The organism is Chryseobacterium sp. CH21, assembly GCF_004119445.1.
Lineage (GTDB): Bacteria > Bacteroidota > Bacteroidia > Flavobacteriales > Weeksellaceae > Chryseobacterium.
In genome coordinates this window covers 26632-45493 of record NZ_QICI01000071.1, presented here as the reverse complement: position 1 = coordinate 45493, position 18862 = coordinate 26632, and the positions used below count along the sequence as shown (strand labels likewise).

Annotated in this window: 19 protein-coding genes and 2 pseudogenes; 17 read left to right on the top strand and 4 right to left on the bottom strand. The window is 35.7% G+C overall.

The features are described 5' to 3' along the window. Positions 1-57 precede the first annotated feature (57 nt). The 9 genes from BOQ62_RS15505 to BOQ62_RS15465 all read left to right on the top strand — a co-directional run bounded on the left by BOQ62_RS15505 (position 58) and on the right by BOQ62_RS15465 (position 8384). Entirely contained in the window at positions 58-504 is a 447-nt protein-coding gene (locus tag BOQ62_RS15505) for a hypothetical protein (protein ID WP_129040895.1), read from the top strand. A gap of 4 nt (positions 505-508) precedes the next feature. Beyond that, complete coding sequence (locus BOQ62_RS15500) at positions 509-931, top strand: energy transducer TonB (RefSeq protein WP_129040893.1); 423 nt, start codon at positions 509-511, stop codon at positions 929-931. Positions 932-1062: 131 nt separating this feature from the next. Then, positions 1063-2499 carry a tRNA (N6-isopentenyl adenosine(37)-C2)-methylthiotransferase MiaB gene (gene miaB / locus BOQ62_RS15495; RefSeq protein WP_129040891.1) on the top strand — a complete coding sequence of 479 codons (1437 nt, stop codon included), beginning with the start codon at positions 1063-1065 and terminating at the stop codon, positions 2497-2499. A 78-nt stretch (positions 2500-2577) separates the two neighbouring features. Beyond that, positions 2578-3027 carry a hypothetical protein gene (locus BOQ62_RS15490; protein ID WP_129040889.1) on the top strand — a complete coding sequence of 150 codons (450 nt, stop codon included), beginning with the start codon at positions 2578-2580 and terminating at the stop codon, positions 3025-3027. Further along, positions 2999-3796 carry a tetratricopeptide repeat protein gene (locus BOQ62_RS15485; protein WP_129040887.1) on the top strand — a complete coding sequence of 266 codons (798 nt, stop codon included), beginning with the start codon at positions 2999-3001 and terminating at the stop codon, positions 3794-3796. The genes BOQ62_RS15490 and BOQ62_RS15485 overlap by 29 nt, the downstream gene beginning before the upstream one ends. Before the next feature lie 36 nt (positions 3797-3832). Then, complete coding sequence (locus BOQ62_RS15480) at positions 3833-5122, top strand: sigma-54 interaction domain-containing protein (RefSeq protein ID WP_129040886.1); 1290 nt, start codon at positions 3833-3835, stop codon at positions 5120-5122. Between the two features lie 14 nt (positions 5123-5136). Then, positions 5137-5841 (top strand): DUF4013 domain-containing protein, encoded by a 705-nt coding sequence (locus tag BOQ62_RS15475; RefSeq protein ID WP_129040884.1) that lies wholly within the window; start codon positions 5137-5139, stop codon positions 5839-5841. Then, positions 5831-6382 carry an LptE family protein gene (locus tag BOQ62_RS15470; protein ID WP_129040882.1) on the top strand — a complete coding sequence of 184 codons (552 nt, stop codon included), beginning with the start codon at positions 5831-5833 and terminating at the stop codon, positions 6380-6382. Before BOQ62_RS15475 ends, BOQ62_RS15470 begins: the two co-directional genes overlap by 11 nt. Before the next feature lies 1 nt (position 6383). After that, the gene (locus BOQ62_RS15465) at positions 6384-8384 is read left to right on the top strand and encodes a hypothetical protein (RefSeq protein ID WP_129040880.1); all 2001 of its coding nucleotides are present in this window, start codon (positions 6384-6386) and stop codon (positions 8382-8384) included. Positions 8385-8424: 40 nt separating this feature from the next. Here the strand turns inward: BOQ62_RS15465 and BOQ62_RS15460 are convergent, their stop codons facing one another. The 4 genes from BOQ62_RS15460 to BOQ62_RS15445 form a co-directional block, all read right to left on the bottom strand. Next, entirely contained in the window at positions 8425-9033 is a 609-nt protein-coding gene (locus BOQ62_RS15460) for a DUF4126 domain-containing protein (protein ID WP_129040878.1), read from the bottom strand. A gap of 249 nt (positions 9034-9282) precedes the next feature. Further along, the gene (gene rnpA, locus BOQ62_RS15455; protein WP_129040876.1) at positions 9283-9654 is read right to left on the bottom strand and encodes a ribonuclease P protein component; all 372 of its coding nucleotides are present in this window, start codon (positions 9652-9654) and stop codon (positions 9283-9285) included. A 100-nt stretch (positions 9655-9754) separates the two neighbouring features. Next, on the bottom strand, positions 9755-10480 hold the full coding sequence (locus BOQ62_RS15450) for a ThiF family adenylyltransferase (protein ID WP_034692724.1): 726 nt from the start codon (positions 10478-10480) through the stop codon (positions 9755-9757). Beyond that, entirely contained in the window at positions 10473-11096 is a 624-nt protein-coding gene (locus tag BOQ62_RS15445) for a TatD family hydrolase (protein WP_129040874.1), read from the bottom strand. The genes BOQ62_RS15450 and BOQ62_RS15445 overlap by 8 nt, the downstream gene beginning before the upstream one ends. A gap of 96 nt (positions 11097-11192) precedes the next feature. On the opposite strand from BOQ62_RS15445, the gene BOQ62_RS15440 reads away from it, so the two are divergent. From BOQ62_RS15440 to BOQ62_RS15410, 8 genes and pseudogenes are all read left to right on the top strand, one after another. Next, a complete protein-coding gene (locus tag BOQ62_RS15440) occupies positions 11193-11822 on the top strand; it encodes a TetR/AcrR family transcriptional regulator (RefSeq protein WP_129040872.1) in 630 nt (209 codons plus the stop codon). Positions 11823-11924: 102 nt separating this feature from the next. Then, positions 11925-12920, top strand: a complete 996-nt coding sequence (locus tag BOQ62_RS15435) for an outer membrane protein assembly factor BamD (protein WP_129040870.1) — start codon at positions 11925-11927, stop codon at positions 12918-12920. 42 nt (positions 12921-12962) lie between these two features. Further along, a pseudogene (locus tag BOQ62_RS15430) lies at positions 12963-13285 on the top strand (DNA-directed RNA polymerase subunit omega). A gap of 124 nt (positions 13286-13409) precedes the next feature. Then, positions 13410-14615, top strand: coding sequence for a bifunctional phosphopantothenoylcysteine decarboxylase/phosphopantothenate--cysteine ligase CoaBC (coaBC, locus tag BOQ62_RS15425; RefSeq protein WP_129040868.1), 1206 nt, complete (start codon positions 13410-13412; stop codon positions 14613-14615). Positions 14616-14714: 99 nt separating this feature from the next. After that, on the top strand, positions 14715-15350 hold the full coding sequence (locus BOQ62_RS15420) for a DUF4835 family protein (protein WP_317127384.1): 636 nt from the start codon (positions 14715-14717) through the stop codon (positions 15348-15350). 19 nt (positions 15351-15369) lie between these two features. After that, on the top strand, positions 15370-15555 hold the full coding sequence (locus BOQ62_RS24105; RefSeq protein WP_317127383.1) for a hypothetical protein: 186 nt from the start codon (positions 15370-15372) through the stop codon (positions 15553-15555). A gap of 116 nt (positions 15556-15671) precedes the next feature. After that, positions 15672-17321: a DNA repair protein RecN gene (locus tag BOQ62_RS15415; protein WP_129040866.1), complete on the top strand. Its 1650-nt coding sequence runs from the start codon at positions 15672-15674 to the stop codon at positions 17319-17321. A gap of 75 nt (positions 17322-17396) precedes the next feature. Beyond that, positions 17397-18862, top strand: a pseudogene (locus BOQ62_RS15410) (DUF5687 family protein).

Sequence of the window (18862 nt, the reverse complement as noted above, 5' to 3'; positions counted from 1 at the left end):
TTATTATTAGTAAACAAAACTATGAGAACGATATTTTTATTTTTAACCTTGTGTGTAATGAATTTTTCATTCGCCCAGGATCAGGAAGACCGTGATGATTCTTTTATCAGAGAAAGCAATAAAAATGTTCTGAAAATAGATATTAAAGAACCTTTTATGCAGGTTGCTGTAAAATGTAATGATTTCAAACCGGCATCGTATGAAGGTGGGGTTACTGCTTATAAAACCATCCTGAATAAGTATATGTATGCTTATCTGAATTCAGATTTCTATGCTCTTGCAGGTGATTTTACATTTACACTCGTACTTGATGCTAAAGGAAAAGTAGTAGATGTGAAAGGAATGCCTAAAGTACAAAACAGTGAAGTCTTTTTTGATGATATGCAGTATGTAGTAAGAAGAATAAAGAAAAACTGGACTCCAGCGTCTTGTAACGGCCAACCTGTAGCTTCACAGATCAAAGTTAAAATGAACTTCTCTTCAGTATCCGTAGATATCGACTAATACCATGAAAAAATATCTTTTAATTTTACCTTTACTATTGATCGGTTTTAAAGGGTTCTCACAACAGACAGCCGCTGTTCAGTATCAATATCAGAATGATGCAGATTTTAAAAAAGCAGAATTTCCGGGAGGTGAAGATGCCTTTAGAAAAGAATTTCTGAAAATGGTGTATGCCTATATTGATGTAGCTTTATATGCAATCAAAGGAGAAGTAACCTTTATATTTAATATTGATCCGAAAGGTAAAGTTGATAAAGTAGACATTCTTCCCAAGTTCAAAAACAGCGAAACTTTTATTGATGATATGAAGTTTGCGGCTAAAAAGGTAAAAGGAAAATGGACTCCCGCCACTAAAAATGGTGTCCCTGTTGATTATAAGACGATCATGAAAATCAGATTTGATAACCATACCTATGATCATGATTAAAAAATAATTCCAATCCATTTTTAATTTATGATTTTGTTAAAATAATAGCGCTGACATTCTGTCACAATATTTTGTATCTTTGCAAACTTATTTGTTCGTAATTGAATATTGCGGACCTTAAATTGATCATCGTGCAGGAAAAATATATAGACGAAACAAAACAGGGTGAAGCTTTTGCTATTGCAGAAAGACCAGAGAATTCTAAAAAACTGTTTTTAGAAAGCTATGGTTGTCAGATGAATTTCTCTGACTCTGAGATTGTTGCATCTATCCTTAATGAACAGGGATACAATACAACAATGAAGGTAGAAGAAGCAGACCTGATTCTTTTAAATACATGTTCTATCCGTGAAAAAGCAGAACAGACTGTAAGAATGCGTCTTTCCCAGTTCAAAAATCTCAAAAAAGAAAAACCGAATATGACGGTAGGCGTTCTGGGATGTATGGCGGAAAGACTGAAAACTAAATTCTTAGAAGAAGAGCAATTGGTTGATCTTGTTGTGGGGCCTGATGCTTATAGAGACCTTCCTAATCTTTTAAAAGAAACCGATGACGGAAGAGATGCCATCAACGTAATCCTTTCCAAAGAAGAAACCTATGCCGATATTAATCCCGTTCGTTTAGGAGGAAACGGAGTTACAGCTTTTGTTACCATTACCAGAGGTTGTGATAACATGTGCACATTCTGTGTCGTTCCTTTTACAAGAGGAAGAGAAAGAAGCCGTGATCCGCACTCTATCATAGATGAATGTAAAGACCTTGCGAATAACGGATATAAAGAAATTACCCTTTTAGGACAAAACGTAGACTCTTATCTTTGGTATGGAGGAGGCCCTAAAAAAGATTTTGCCAAAGCTTCTGAAATGCAGAAAGCAACTGCCGTTAATTTTGCTCAGCTTCTTGATTTAGTCGCTAAAGCTGTTCCTGAATTAAGAATCAGATTCTCCACCTCAAATCCTCAGGATATGAGTCTGGATGTATTCAAAATGATGGCAAAACACCACAACATCTGTAAATATGTACACCTTCCTGTACAAAGCGGAAGCAATACTATGCTTGAAGCGATGAACAGACAGCATACCCGTGAAGAATATCTGGATCTGATTAAAAAAGCGAAGGAAATTGTTCCGGAAGTAGCCTTTTCTCAGGATATGATCGTTGGATTCTGTAACGAATCAGAACAAGATCACCAGGATACCTTAAGCCTGATGAGAGAAGTAGAGTATGACTACGGTTATATGTTTGCATACTCGGAAAGACCGGGAACTCCGGCTCACAAGAAAATGGAAGACAATATTCCGGCTGATGTGAAACAAAGACGTCTTGCTGAGGTGATTGCGCTTCAAGGGGAACTCTCCAACCAAAGAATGAAATCTTATGTAGGAAGAGTACACGAGGTTCTGATTGAAGGAATTTCCAAAAAGAATAAAAACCAATGGAAAGGAAGAAACTCCCAAAATGCCGTATGTGTCTTTGATAAACTGGAAGGACAGAAAATAGGTGACATTGTGAACGTTTTTGTACATGACAATACACAAGGCACACTTTTAGGGAGAACAGTGGAATAAAATAAAGTAGTGATTAAAGCGGTTTATCTTTTTACAATGTTTTCTTTCTCCCTGGTATCTTGCCAGACAGAAAAAAAAGTGAAAAAATACCCTGCTACCGTAGGAGATATTGAGTTTGATGATAAACTGGATGACGCTGATTTTAAAAGATGTGGCTCAGAACAATGGGGACATTTCAGCTTTCAGTATTATCAGGGTTCAAAGGAATTTAGCTACAAAGGCGAAAAGATTGCGATCACAGAAAAACTTGAAAAAGAAAATATATATTCTGAAAAGAATGTCAACGGGTATATAACCGTGAGATTTTTAGTAAATTGTGAAGGAAAGACAGGTCTCTTCAGATTGCAGCATATGAGCCCGGATCTGAAAGATACCATACTGGATGAAGAATTAGAAAATAAGCTGTTGCAGTTTACAAAATCACTCGATGGCTGGATGTCGAAAGAGATAAAAGGTTTAAAAGTAGATTACTATCAGTATTTAACCTATAAAATTGAAAATGGAAAAGTTTCAGAGGTATTACCTTAGCTTTTTGTTGCTTATCGTTTACACCAATACTATTGCACAGGTCAACTGTAATGCAGTAGAGGGTGAGAACTGCAAAAAAGCGTGTGAGTTATACAACTGGGCTTCAGATTTACAAGGTTATGCAGAATCTCAGGAAGGCTTTGACAAAGCTATAGAACTGTGTCCTGATTTCTCCCATGCTTATATGGAAAAAGCCGTTCCATATCTTAAAAACGGAGATTTTGTAACCTGGAAAATTTTAATTGATAAAGCAGTTGCTTTAAATCCCCAAATGCATCTTGGCTACAGAGGCTGGACGAAGTTTCAGTTTTTAAGAGACTATAAAGGGGCAATTCAGGATTTAGAAAGTTTAAAAAAATATTATCCTAAGGACTTAGGAAGATCTCAAAATGGCGACTATAATCTGGACGTAGTAAGAGCTATGTCCTACAGTGCTTTAGGACAAAAAGAAAAAGCAGCTGGGATTATAGAAAGGCTTCTGACCACCAGAAGTTATGTGAAGGGAATGTTTGATCATTATCAGCTTGGGGTGACCTATTTTGAGCTGGGAAGATATGATAAAGCCCTGGAAAATTTTGAAAAACAAAGCAAAGAGTACAACTTTGCCGAGAATATATACTTTAAAAGTAAAGTTTCTAAGATCAGAAACAAAGATTATTTAGATTTAAAAATGTTAGCCCTGCAAACGTATGATGAAGGAAAGACCATGAAAGACGTCTACACTCATCATTTTAACAAAGTCTACAGAACAGAGATTGAAGCACTGTAGAAAAATAACATTAAATCAATAATCAAAAATTTACTTATGAGCAACGAGTTACAAAACATAAAAAACCGTTTCGGAATTATCGGAAACTTTCCGGCACTCAACCGGGCCCTTGAAAAATCTATTCAGGTAGCACCTACAGATATTTCAGTATTGGTGATAGGAGAAAGTGGAGTAGGAAAAGAATTTATTCCGAAAATTATCCATTCAGAATCCAAAAGAAAACATCAGCCTTACATCGTAGTAAACTGTGGAGCTATTCCGGAAGGAACTATCGATTCTGAACTGTTTGGACACGAAAAAGGTGCCTTTACCGGAGCTACGGCTACAAGAAAAGGATATTTTGAAGTAGCTGATGGCGGAACCATCTTTTTGGATGAGGTAGGAGAGCTTCCTTTGCAAACGCAGGTTCGTCTTTTAAGAGTTTTGGAAAGTGGTGAATTTATGAAAGTGGGTTCTTCACAGGTACAGAAAACCAATGTGAGAATTGTAGCGGCTACCAACGTTAATATGATGAAAGCCATCCATGACGGAAGATTTCGTGAAGATTTATATTACCGTTTGAATACTGTTCAGATAGATATGCCCCCTTTGAGAGAAAGAAAAGGAGATATTCATTTATTATTCAGAAAGTTTGCAATAGACTTTGCAGAAAAGTACAGAATGCCGGAGCTTGAACTGGAACAGAGCGCGGTTCATTATATAGAAAGCTATTCTTTCCCGGGTAACGTCCGCCAATTAAGAAACTTAGTAGAGCAGATGACCGTGGTGGAAAGAAACAGAAATATAACTGCTGAAAAACTTGCCGAGTATATTCCTATGGAAACCCACCTGCCAATGGTGGTCAATACTCAGAGTGCTCCTAAGCAGAGCGATTTCGGAAGCGAAAGAGAAATCATGTATAAAATTCTATTCGATATGAGGAATGATATTAATGATTTAAAATCCTTAACTTCGGAATTGATTAAAAACAGAGGAACAGCAGATCTGAGCAATCATGAGAAAAATCTGATCAACAGGATTTATACCCCTGAAACTCAGCCACAGGTAAATACCGGGTCTTTAGTTTATTTTGAAAATAATAATGATACCCCGGTGGTTCAGACCCCTACCATTATCTCCACTCCTGATGACAGCTATGAAGATATTGAAGACATCGAAGTAGAAGAAAACAGACCGGAATCACTTTCACTTCAAAATAATGAAAAAGATCTGATTGTCAAAGCACTGGAGAAGCATAAAGGACGCAGGAACAGAGCGGCAGATGAACTTGGAATTTCACAAAGAACTTTATACAGAAAAATAAAACAATATAACCTGGAAGATTAAGCAAAACATAGATAATGAAAGTAAATTTAAAACCTAAGCCGATCCATTTTAAGCTCGGAGAATATATTAATAAAGGGTTCGAACTTTTAAAGAAAGATTTCGGGAATATATTTATAGCATGTTTGGTATGCTTAATCATGTCTATTATTCCGTTTTGTGGGCTGCTTGCTATGGGTAATTTATTCAAATACCTTCAAAGGCTGAGCAGAAACCAACCGGCAAGTCCCGGAGATATCTTTGATTTTAAAGACTTTATGCCTTATTTTATGTTGCAGTTAATTGTTTTCGGAGGGGTTATATTACTTTATATTCCTATGATTATTATGATGACAGTATCAGGCGCCATGTCTGAAGGGAATCAGCCTAACCCGATGATCATGTTTTTAATATTCCCTTATATTTTTCTGATGTTCGTTGCGATATATTACTTCGTATTGAAAGGTTTTTATATCATTCCGTTAATCAGTCTTAAAGGAATCACCGAAATAAAAGAAGCGTGGAATATTTCAAAAATAATGACGAAAGGAAATGTATTGTCAATTTTCCTTTTCTCGCTAGTGGTGAGTATCTTAGCTCAGATTGGTATTGTGGCTTGCGGAATAGGACTTTTCCTTACAATACCGTTTTTATACACCGCAAAATATTTTGCTTATGAAGATGCGATGCAACAAATTGAGTATGATGAAATTACTGAAATTGGAATTAAAAATGAATTTTAAAATTAAAAATATCAGTCTGAAACAGTCACTACTAATAGTAATGCTTTTTGCGTTGCTAGGCGTTTTAAACTCATGTTACAGCTTTACAGGGTCATCTCTTACTGATGAAAAGACCGTTCAGATCAATGAATTCCCGAATAATGCACCTCTTGTAAATCCTGCATTATCCCAACAGTTTTCTACAGCAATACAAAATAGATTCCTTCAGAGAACCACTCTGAAAGGGACAAAAGAAAATCCTGATATCCTGATAGAAGGAGAAATTACAGACTATTCAATTACTCCTACTACAATCAGTTCCAATACCCAGACCAACCCTTCTGGTGGAGTGATTCAGCAGGCACAGAATAAACTTACGATTACAGTGAAGGTACACTATGAAAATAAAATTCATCCGGATTCAAGTTTTGACAGAACGTATAGCGATGAAGCGGCTTTCAATAGTGATGTATCACTAAGTCAGATCGAAGATCAGCAGGTAAAACTGGTGACAGATAGAATTATTAACAAGATATTTAACGACATTGTAGCGAATTGGTAAGATGAATCCCAGAGTTTTAGAATTAATAAAAAATCCGAAGAAAATTCAGTCAGAAGATCTTGGTCTTTTGAAAGAAGAGATTCACACATTTCCTTATATTCAAAATATCAGGGCACTTCATCTGTATGGAGTACACCTGTATGAAAAAGAAAATTATCAGAAAGAACTTTCTACAACAGCTGCTTATACCACTGATAAGAAGATTTTATATCAGTTGATTAACGGAAAAATCAGAGAGGAGATCAAACCAGAAGTTGTTGAACAGAAGCCACTATCTCAAGCAATTGAAAAGCCTGCTCAATACGTGCCAAAAAGTAAGTCTTTTCCTATTAAAAGAGAAGAAGAAGTCTCTTTGGAGAAACAGGGAGAGGAGCAGGAAAACGCATGTGTATTGCCCACTTCCCATGAAATTAAACATATTTATGTAAACGGTGAACGAAACAGAATCTTATTCGAAGGAGAAGAAAATTTCCTGGACGAACAAAATTCTGAAAAGATAGACATTGAATCTACGCTGGAATCAGGCATCCTGGTAACCCAAAAGGCTCAGCCTGCTGTAGAACAACCTGTTCAGGAATCTAAAGAAGAAGTACAAACTGAAATAGAGGAAAAGGCAGGAGAGAATTTTACACCAGAAACAATCATTGATGAAGATCAGATATCTACAGAAAAAGAAGAAGAGAAGATTAATGACGAGGAAAATATAAGTTTCCATGAAGAAGCTTCTGTATCACCAGAAATAAACACTCAAGAATCCATAGCTGAAGAGCTTATACATCCAGAAGTAGAAAATACTGAAATGATAACTGTCTCTGAAGAAGGAGCTCCTGTAGAAGAATTATCTGATGCAGAAGTAAGCTTCCATGGAACAGACTCATTCATGCCGGATGTGAAAATCCAGGCCAATAACGATGAAATTTCCGAAACTGCTGAAGTATCTCAATCCAATGTAAATAAACATGAGGATGAGATGAGAAGACTGATTGAAGAAGTAGAGAAAAAAATGAAGGAGGCAAAACCTGTTTCTCAAGAAGAAAAGGTAGAGCCGGAAGTTGTTGAAGACCATGAAATTAGCTTTGCTGAAACTCAGAATTTTCATTTTTGGTCTACGAGCGAGGAAAAGCCTTTGGAAATCAAAGAAGAATTGGTGCAGCAAGAAAATGTTCAGGATCAATTATCTGTAAAAGAGGAGGTTAATGTTGATGTTGTTGAGGAAAAAGAAGAAGAACAAGAAGAAACTCCCGAAGTTCAGTCAGCATGGAAGCCAATGAGCGTGGAATCCAATATGCCGGATTCTTTAATCACCAAATCAGCAGAAATATCAGTTCCTGAAATAAAAGCTCCGGCACCGGAAGTAATTCCTTCACCAGAACCAGAAACAATTACTGAAGAACCACAACCAGAGGAAAAAGTTGAAGCTGTTGAGGAAGACGTTTTACAAGTTATAGAAGAAACAGAACCCGTTGAATCATCTGAAGAAGAAAAAACGACTGCAGAAGTTTCGAAAGAAGATGCTCCTGTGATGAATGTTTCCTTCTTTGGAACCGATATTTCTACCCTTAAGGTGGAAGATAAACAGCAGGAAAGTAAAGAAGAGGCTGTAGAAAAAGTACAGGAGGTTACTATGAAGAATACGACTCAGGCACCAGCGGACAGCAATGTTCCCGGTTTTATCAATACCTGGCAAAGCTGGCTTAAGATCGACAGAACGGAAGAAATCGAAAAAGAGAAAACCGAAATCAAAGAAAAGGCCATTGAAACCTTTATTGAGAATAATCCTAGAATAAGCCAGTTAAAAGAAGAAAGTTCCTATGTGGTAAAAGAAAAGAATGACGACATCTCCCATCTGATGACGGAGACGCTGGCTAATCTTTATTTTGAACAGAAATTATATACAAAGGCCATCAAAGCGTTTGAAATATTAATCAAAAAGAGTCCTGAGAAGAAAACGTATTTTGAATCTAAAATTCAGGATATTAAGGATTTCAGAAGTAAAAATTAAAAAAGAAAAAGGTACTGTTCTAAGCAGTACCTTTTTTATTTTATATGTCCAGAGGTTTATCCTTACTGCCTCTTAATTTTTTCAAGGCTCTCCGTCCAAAAACAATAACAAGTATTAAAATGATTACGGCAAAAATTGCTGCAATCACCGGAGCTGCCATCGCAAGAACAGACATAAGACCAGCACCTGCTGTTTCCGTAGTCCCTACCACAGAATTACCTAATCCTCCGGTTGTAGCGGTAGAAGCAGCCCGTATTCCTGCAAATCCGGAGCTGATAGTAGCCGCTGTACCACCGCCAGCAATTAATGCTAATGCCCATTGCGGAAAGGTCCCCAATTCAGCAAACTGACTTGCAAATAATATAGAACCTGCAACCGTTGCCATGGGAATAGAAACGGTATCCAATAAATGATCAATAAAAGGGATATAATAAGCCAGGATCTCAGCTACTGTAGCAATTCCTGTTGTTATCAATGTTGGAAGCCCTGCAAGCCACTCAAAATGTTCATTCATCGGAATCCAGTTGAAATAAGAGGAAAGGCTTACGATAAACATAGGGAGAAACACCCGGAATCCTGTAGCAGCCGCTAATCCAATGCCGATAAATGCACTGATGACATAAGAAAAATAAGGAATGTTGTCTAACATATTAATTTTCAGATTTAATGTTTTCTCTAAATTACAAAAACTATATGATATTTGGGCGTTGTTGATTTTAGAGTTCCAAATACGGGATGCAGGGTACGAGGTTTTGAGCTTTACTATTCGTGATTTGCCGGAGAGTAGCAAGAAGATTTTATCAGTGTAAGTCTGTGCGATCTGTGGGAAATAAAAAATCTGCGAGAAAAACTCTCACAGATCTTTATTATTGTACTATTGTTAGATTAGAAAAGATGATTACTTTTTCTGTGCTTCACAAAGCTTGATAAACTGAGCTTCCACATCCTGGAATTTCGGAGGCATCTCAGGAGAAGCCCAAAACAACATCGCCATCGTTTTCTCTCCAAAAGCCTGCTTAAATAAATCCTTATTCAAGCGATAAGATTCTCTCAATAACCTTTTGATACGATTCCTGTGTACAGCTCTTTTAAAATATCTTTTAGAAACAGAAACCCCGAATCTTGCTGATTCTACAGGAAAGTTAGGTTTGTCTTTCAGAATTATAATTCTCAGATTTCCACTGGTTCTCCATTTGCCTTTATCAAAAAGCAAACTGATTTCCGTATTTTTTTTGAGCTTATCCGCTCTGGGATATTTGGAATTTGTCATTTACGAAGTGTAAATATATTTTTTATTTTTTTCTCACAGATTTCACAAATTAATAGACGAAAATCGTTTTGAAAATCTGTGAAATACGCGAGAAAATATTTTAATCCTGATTTAATAAATGATTGATTACTTCAGAAGCGGTATACAACCCGAAAATGGCAGGCATATAGCTTATGGTTCCGTAAAAAGATCTTTTATAATTGGTTCCGTCAGTCATTTTCAAGCTTTCTTCATCCTGAATGTCATTTGCAAAAACACAACGAACTCCTTTGTCAATTTTTACCTTTTTCAGTCTTTTTCTTACCTGTCTTGCTAGGTGGCAATGTTCCGTTTTGCTGATATCTCTTACCATAACCTTACTTGGATCGGTCTTTCCGCCGGCTCCCATTGAACTTACGATTTTTATCCTTCTTCTTTTGGCAGCAATAATCAGACAAAGTTTTGGAGTAACACTGTCGATACAGTCCAAAACATAATCAAATTTTGCAGAATCCAACACTTCATCCATTCTTTCAGGATTTAGAAACTCATTGATTTTGGTTAAGTTAAGATCAGGATTAATATCTAAAAGTCTTTCGGCAACAACCTCTACTTTATGTTTTCCAACAGTAGAACGTAAGGCTGGTAACTGTCTGTTGATATTGGTAATGTCCACAGTATCACCATCCACAATCGTCATATTTCCTACTCCGGCTCTGGCCAGAAATTCAGCCGCAAAAGAACCTACTCCACCTAAACCAACAACTAAAACAGTGGCTTTATTCAATTTTTCCAAACCTTCTTCTTTTACCAGAAGTTCTGTTCTTTCCAACCAGTACTTATCCATTTTTTATCGTCTCTAAATTTTCTAAAATTTGTTCATTAAGCTGTTCCAAAGAAATACCTTTTATTTCTGAAACTTTTTCATACAATTCTTCGATGTTAAAATCTTCATTGTCAGTTTCTAAAAAGAATTTGTCTAATGGAGTGTTTTTTAAAATATCCTGCAAAGATAAATTATACAAAACAGCTTTTCCAAAACTCAGATAAAAATTATGAGCCAGAAGATCTTCGGCAATCTGTCTTTTTTTGTTGAAACCATGAATAATCATAGGCTGCCCGGATTTTTTCCTGAAAGAAATAACTTCATAAAATTTTCTTACACAATGAATAATAATAGGTTTTTTTACTTCATTGGCAATCATGATCTGCCTTAAGAAAACTTCTTCCTGAATTTTCTGATCCACAGAAACCAAAGAATCCAGACCACATTCACCAATCGCAAAACAATTTTGAAACATCATACTTTTCATCCATGAAAACTGCTGTTCAAGATTGTTTATGTCAATATCGTTCGGATGAATTCCTATAGAATAGGGGAAATCAGGCGGAATTTCTTTCGCAAGATTATAAATTCCGTTTCTGATATATTTTTTATGATGGTGAAAATCAAAAAATTCCATGTTCAAAAGTAGCGTTTTTCAGATTTAATTTAAAATTATTAAACAATCGTTTATAAATGTGTTAAAAATTTCTTAACTTTACTCAAAGTGCACTTCATGAAAAGAAAATTTACAGAAAAACAGATTCACATATTGGATATTGCAGAAGAGCTCATCGCCAAGAAAGGATATGAGGGAACCTCTGTAAGGGATATTTGTTCCAAAGCCAATATCAATGTCGCCATGATCTCTTATTACTTCGGTTCTAAAGAGAAAATGATGTCTTATCTCTATCAGTACAGGGTACTGAAGACCAGAGAAAATTTTTCAGAATTTGCGGATACCATCAAAGATGGGAAACCGGAAATGCAGATGAGAGAGATGATTAAATATATCGTTTCTCAGTTGTTCAAGTATAACTATTTCCATGGTTTCGTTACCCAGGAGCTTCGTCATACAGAAAATCTGAAAGATGAATTGCTTGATTTCTATCAGTTATTCGTAAAAAAGCTGGATGAAGTCATCAAAAAAGGAGTGGCTTCCGGAGTTTTTACTTTTACTCCCAAACCTGAAGATATCCTTACGATGATTATCGGTTCTACGCTATTTGTAATCAGGAATAAAAATTTTTATGAGCTCTATGTTCCGAGCAAAAATGAAGAAACCTATGCAAAAGAAGCTGAGAAAAAGGTAAGAATGAATCTTTTATTAAGTGTTTTTGCCATTTTGGGATACGCTGCAGACTAAAATTACGTTAAATATTCATAAAAAAAATCTATTGATAAAAAAGTTATATTTTTGCAAATTAGTAAATCGGCTGTATAATCCGAAAACTGTTGAATTTTTTATATGAAAAAATATATTTTAGGTCTTTTCGCTGTAGCGGTGATTTCATCTTGTGTAAGCCAGCAGGAAAGAGCAATGAGGAGTGCTGATAAAGAGTTTATCTTAAAAGCAGCTAATGAAAATTTCGCTAAGAAAAAGTGGAAAAATGCATTGGCTCTTTATGACAGACTAGCGAATCTTGTGGCAGGAACTGATGATTTTCCTAATGTAGGTTTCAACACGGCTTATGCTAACTATTATGATAAGAGCTATAAGCTGGCAGGTCACCAGTTTAAAAACTTTGCAGTAAGTTTTCCGAAAGATCCGAGAGCTGAAGAAGCAGCATATATGTCTGCATTGTGCTATTATGAAGGATCTATGGATTATAATTTAGATCAGTCCAGTACAGAATTGGCCATTAATGAGCTTCAGGAATTTCTGAACAATTATCCAAACTCTGAAAGATCTAAAAATATCAGCCAATTAATTGATGAACTGTCTTATAAGCTTGAATTTAAAGCTTTTGAAAATGGAAAACAATATTACAAAATGGGAGAGTACAAAGCCGCAAATGTAGCTTTGGAAAACGTTTTGGAAGATTTTCCAAGTACAAAACTTCGTTCAAAGATTTATGATTATATCATGAAATCCCGTTATGAACTGGCAACAAAATCTGTTTATAGTCTTAAAGATGAGCGTATTGAAAGTGCATTGACATATACAAGACTGGTAGAAAAGGAACTTCCTAATACAGAATATTCAAAGACAGCAACAGAGCTTAGAGAAAAACTGGAAAAGGAAAAACAAAACTTTGTGGTTGTTAAAAAACAAACCGAAGCAAGAATGGCAGTTTTAACTGCAAAACAGAAAAAAGAGGCTGAGAAATTGGCTGCTAAAGATAAAACTGAACAGCAAATTAAAGATCAGATCAGCAATGAAAAGAAAGCAATGCAGTTACAGAGGGACAGTGCAGCACTTAAGACCCCCCCTCCGGCAGCGACTTTCAAAATTCAAAGATAATTCGTAAATTTGCCATCTTAAAATAAAAATAATTTTCTCAAAATGAGTGTAAAAGATACAAAAGCAGAAGTAAATACAATTACTTACGATAAAGATAAGATTGAAGATAAAGTAGGTTCAATCTATGAAGCTATTGTTATCATGGGAAAGAGAGCAGAGCAGATCAATGCGGAGATCCGTACGGAACTTCACAACAAATTGGATGAATTTGCCGTTCACAATTCTACATTAGAAGAGGTTTTCGAAACAGAGAACAAATTGAGATCTCTAAACATTACGAAAAGCTTCCAAAGCCAACTTCAATTGCTATTGAAGAATGGTTAAACGAAGATGTTTATTTCAGAAAAACAGAAGAAAGAAAATAAATCTTCTGTGTTTTTATAAATGAAGGTCATAAAGGAAATCTTTTCTTTTATGACCTTTGTTGTTTTAAAGCCTGATTGTGTGGGAAAAAATAAGTATTTTAGTAATTCAAAAAATTAGAACTAAATGAGTGTTTCCGGTAAAAAGATACTTATCGCTGTCTCTGGAGGAATTGCAGCCTACAAAATTCACTTTCTGATAAGAGATTTTGTGAAGAAAGGAGCCGATGTACAAGTCATTATGACTCCTGATGCAGAACATTTTGTGACGAAACTAAGCCTTTCTACACTATCCAAAAAACCAGTGTATTCGGAATTTTACAATGATAACGGAACATGGAACAGCCATGTGGAAATGGCACTTTGGGCAGATGTTATGATCGTAGCTCCCTGCACTGCCAATACATTGTCTAAAATGATCCACGGGATGTGTGATAATCTGGTTATAGCAACGTATATGTCTGCAAAATGTCCGGTATTCATTGCTCCTGCAATGGATCTTGACATGTACGCACACCCTTCTACAAAGAAGAATCTGGAACTTGCTGAAAGCTTTGGACATATTATTATTCCTGCTGAAAATGGAGAACTTGCAAGTGGTCTCATAGGGCAGGGAAGAATGGCAGAGCCGGCAACTATTTTTCATACCGTTGAAAATTATTTTTTTAATAGCAATCAAACCAAAAGCCTTGATGGAAAAACAGTATTGATTACTGCTGGACCTACCTACGAAGCTATTGATCCGGTAAGGTTTATCGGAAACCATTCATCAGGTAAAATGGGCTTTTCTCTGGCAGAAGAAGCTTCCAAAAGAGGAGCAAAAGTAATTCTGATTTCAGGGCCAAGTGTTCAAACGATCAATGATCCGAATGTGGAGCTTCATAAAGTAACTTCAGCGAAAGAGATGCTGGCAAAAGTATTTGAGTTCTATGATAAAATAGACATTGGAATTGCCAGTGCAGCAGTGGCTGATTATGCTCCCAAAGAAGTGGCAAAGGAGAAAATCAAAAAGAATGATGAAAACCTGACGATAGAACTGGTAAAGAACCCAGATATTCTTAAAACCATGGGCGAAAAGAAAACGCACCAGTTTTTAGTAGGATTTGCTCTGGAAACCCAGAACGAAGAAGAAAATGCAAAAGGAAAGCTGGAAAAGAAAAACCTGGATATGATTGTGTTAAACTCTCTTCGTGATGAAGGCGCTGGTTTTAAGAATGATACCAATAAAATCAAGATATTTACCAAAACGGAAAAGAAAGAATTCAATCTGAAATCTAAAGACGATGTAGCAAAAGATATTCTTAATTTTGTTGAGTCTCAACTTTTAAAATAATTTTAATAAATTTCCGTTCTCAATTTTTTAGTAGACAATGAAAAAATTATAAGTTTATTTTTTCTGCTTTTTATATATACCCAAAGCTTTTCTCAGGAATTGCTGGCAACAGTTCAGGTAAATGCCCAGCAACTTGGTGGAAGTAACCAGCAGGCATATAAAGCATTGGAAAAGAGTCTCAGAGACTTTATCAACAATACTAGCTGGACAGGGAAGAAGCTTCAGAATTTTGAAAAAATAAAATGCGGATTTTCTGTTGTTATTGGAGAAAGGGATGGTAATAAATTCAAAGGATCTATTGTTGTTCAGGCAATGCGCCCCGTTTATAATACAACGTACGAATCCCCTTTACTGAATCTTCAGGATCAGAGATTTGCCTTTGAATATGTTGAAAATGAAAGTCTTATATTCAATGAAAGACAGTTTTCAGGTAAAAATTTAACAGATGTAGTCAGCTTTTATATTTATGTTATTTTAGGATTAGACGGAGATAGCTTTCAGTCTATGGGCGGTTCACAATGGTTTGCAAAAGCACAGCAGATAGCACAAAACTCCCAAAACAGAAACTACGAAGGCTGGAATACCATTAATGAACCGAGAAGCCGCTCTATTTTGATTAACGAAATCATGAACCCCAACTGGAATCAGTTACGTTCTACCATTATACTTACCACAGAGCAGGATTGGATAATCTTTTCAACCAGGATCAGACTGCCGGGAAAAAGTAATTTTTGACGCCCTGATGCAATTGAAAATGTACGAAAACAGTTTTCAGCAGGCATTTTTCTTTAACCTGTTTATGGATACCAAAAGTGATGAAATCTTCAATATTTTCAATTCCGGAAATAATGGGGGGTTGATTCTTAATGATCTTAAACAGACAATGATCATTCTTTCGCCGAAAAACATTGATAATAAGTGGAATAAGTGGAAAGTATAAAAATCTGTGAATAAGTTTGAGCATTAAAAAGTATTCAAAAAACATTTTCTTACTTCAATAAAAAAAAACTTATTTTTACAGTTCAAATTCAAATTGGATCATAACCCGGATTATCAATGCTTTCTAGAATTTACATTAAAAACTTTGCCCTGATTGATACCCTTGATGTATCATTAAAAAATGGTTTACAGGTGATTACCGGTGAAACAGGGGCAGGTAAATCTATTGTCTTGGGTGCTCTTCGTCTTATTTTAGGGGAAAGAGCAGATGTAAAATCTATTGCCAAAACGGATGAGAAAAGTGTAGTGGAAACCGAGTTTTCACTTAATAATCAGTTTAAAAAATTCTTTATCGAAAATGATCTGGACTATGAGCATCAGACCATTATCAGAAGAGAAATCCTTCCATCAGGAAAATCCCGTGCCTTCATTAATGATGTACCGGTAACGCTGGATATTCTTAAGGAGCTTTCCTCACAATTAATTGATATTCATTCCCAGTTTGAAACATCCAATCTTTTTACCTCAGAATATCAGTTTAAAATTATAGACGGACTTTCTGAAAATAAAAAGATCATCGAAGAGTATCAGCAGGAGTTTTCTGACTTTCAGAATCTTAAATTATTGTTGAAAAAACTCAAAACCCAACTTTCAGAATCTAATAAAGAAAGCGTTTACAAAGAATTTTTGCTTAATGAACTGGAAGAACTCAAGCTGGATGATGTAGACTATGAAGATATTCAGAACCAACTTTCTATTCAGGAAAATGCAGGAATGATCTCTGAAAATGTTGGGCAAATCCTATCCAGATTCCATCAGGAAGAAATAGGAATATTATCTTTCTTTCATGAAGCAACCAACAAGCTTTCAAAGATTTCTGAAGTATCTACTAGTTTTGCCGAACTTGATGAAAGGTTGGAGACCTCTTTTGTAGAGCTTAAAGATATCATTTCCGAGCTGGAACATGAAGCAGAAAGAGTTGAAATCAACCCGGAAAATCTGGTTTATCTTACCGATCTTAATAATAAAATTAACGCCTTATTTCTTAAGCATAACGTTTCAGATCTTAATGAACTGATTGAGATCAGAAATCAACTGGCAGGAGATCAGAAGGGAGCTTCAGATCTGGAAGTACAGATTGAAGAAACAGAAGAAAATATTTCTCAAAAAGAAAAAACACTTCAAACTCTTGCTGCAAGGCTTTCCAAAAACAGACACAAAAACATTGCTGTTTTCATCAAAAAAGCAGAAAGTCTTCTTAAAAAATTAGGACTGGAAAAAGCAAAAGTAGATATCGAGTTGCAGGATGCTGAGGAATTCAACCAGTTTGGTAAAGAAAATATCCAGTTGTTGTTTCAAGCGAATTCCGGCTTTCCTTTGAAACCGATTCAGACTGCTATTTCCGGAGGAGAAAGATCAAGAGTAATGCTTGCTGTAAAGAAAATTATTGCAGAAAGCGATGAACTTCCAACCCTGATTCTGGACGAAATTGATACCGGAGTTTCAGGAAAAGTAGCTGAAGAAATAGGAAACCTGATGAGAGAAATGTCGGAAGACATGCAATTGATCGTTATTTCCCATCTGGCACAGGTAGCTGCAAAAGGAAATGATAACTATAAAGTAGTAAAGCAGGATATTTCCGGAAGAACACAATCTACTATCATTCCTTTGAGTAACGAAGAAAAACTGAACGAAATTGCCCAGCTGCTTTCCGGAAGTAAAATTACCGAAGCCGCCTTAGCACAGGCAAAAGAGCTTATAGGATAACAATTAAACTACATTTTTATTTAAAAACTTGTAACATATTATACATTATATTTACTAATGTATAAAAACTAACATATGTTTCTAAAGTTCCTTAGGCTTGAAATCAAAAGCTTCTTTCGTGGTACATCTTTAGGGATCAATCTCACCATGAAAATACTCAGGTTTATAGGGATTCTTTATTTCGTTGGATGTCTCGTGGGCGGAGCTTTTATTGCTTTCTTCTACGTACAGGAAGAAATGCATCAGAATCCTTTAAAGGTAGTTTCAAAATTCATGATTGTTGCCTGGATTATAGATCTGATGATTAAATATCTCTGGCAGGAAATTCCTACACAGAATATTAAGCCATTTCTCACCATGAACATCAGAAAGAATACATTGGTCAATTATATGCTGGCCAAAACTTTTCTTTCTGCATTCAGCTGGCTGACTTCCTTATTCTTTATTACATTCTCTCTGATTGCCCTGTTCAATGGATATAGCATCATAGGAACATTCGTTTGGCTTATTGGAGTGATTGCATTGCTCTATCTGAATAATTTTATCAATATTTTCTTCAACGGAAAAGAGACTTTAGCCACTATCATAGGCGTCTGCTTTGTGATTATTGGAAGTTTGGGGTATTATAAAATCATTCCGGTTCTGTCTTATTCAGAATCAGTTTTCTTCAGCTTTTATGAAAAACCTTACTTTGCATTCATTCCTGTTGCTTTGTTTGTGATATTGTGGTGGATTTGCTTCCGTTATCTGCGTAAAGAATTTTATCTGGATCAGGGGCTTGAAGCCAAGAAAACTGTCGGGAAAACAGAAAATATTGCCTTCCTGAATAAATACGGTGCTATAGGGACATTTATCAATAATGATATTAAAATGCTGAAACGTAATAAAGTAACCAAAGGCGTTTTGCTGGGTAGTTTTATGTTTCTTTTCTACGGGTTGCTGATGTTTACCTCTTCACTCTACAAAACTCCGGCGATGATGATGTTTATGGGATTGTTTGTAACAGGAGGTTTTCAGTTTCTTTTTGGACAAGGGTACCCGCTTTTGATAGTTCATACTATCCTTTAATGATGACTTTGAATGTTCCTTATAAAGAATATTTGAAAGCAAAATGGTGGCTGATGAATATTGTTACAGGTGTTTCTATCATTGTAGCGCTTTGCTATGCTTATTTTGGATGGGAAGTTTATGTCACTTTTTTTGCAGCAGGATTATATAATATCGGGGTGAATTCTCAATTTACATTGTGGTCAGGAGCCTTCAACAAAACTCAGATTGATCTGAATTCAAAGGAAAAAAGGCTGGGACAGAAAGGAAGTTTTAATATGATCTCGATGCTTTTATTGATTCCCAAAATGCTTCTTCCTATGGGCGTATTTGCTTTGGCAAAATATTTCACAGGAATTACAGGAGGAGTAATCAGCATTGCTATTATTGGGATTATCGGGTTTTTCATGAGAGAAAAAATCTTCGATATCATTGTGAAACACTATAAAAAAGAAAAATACAGCACATTGGATGCCTTTAAAAATAAAGATTAA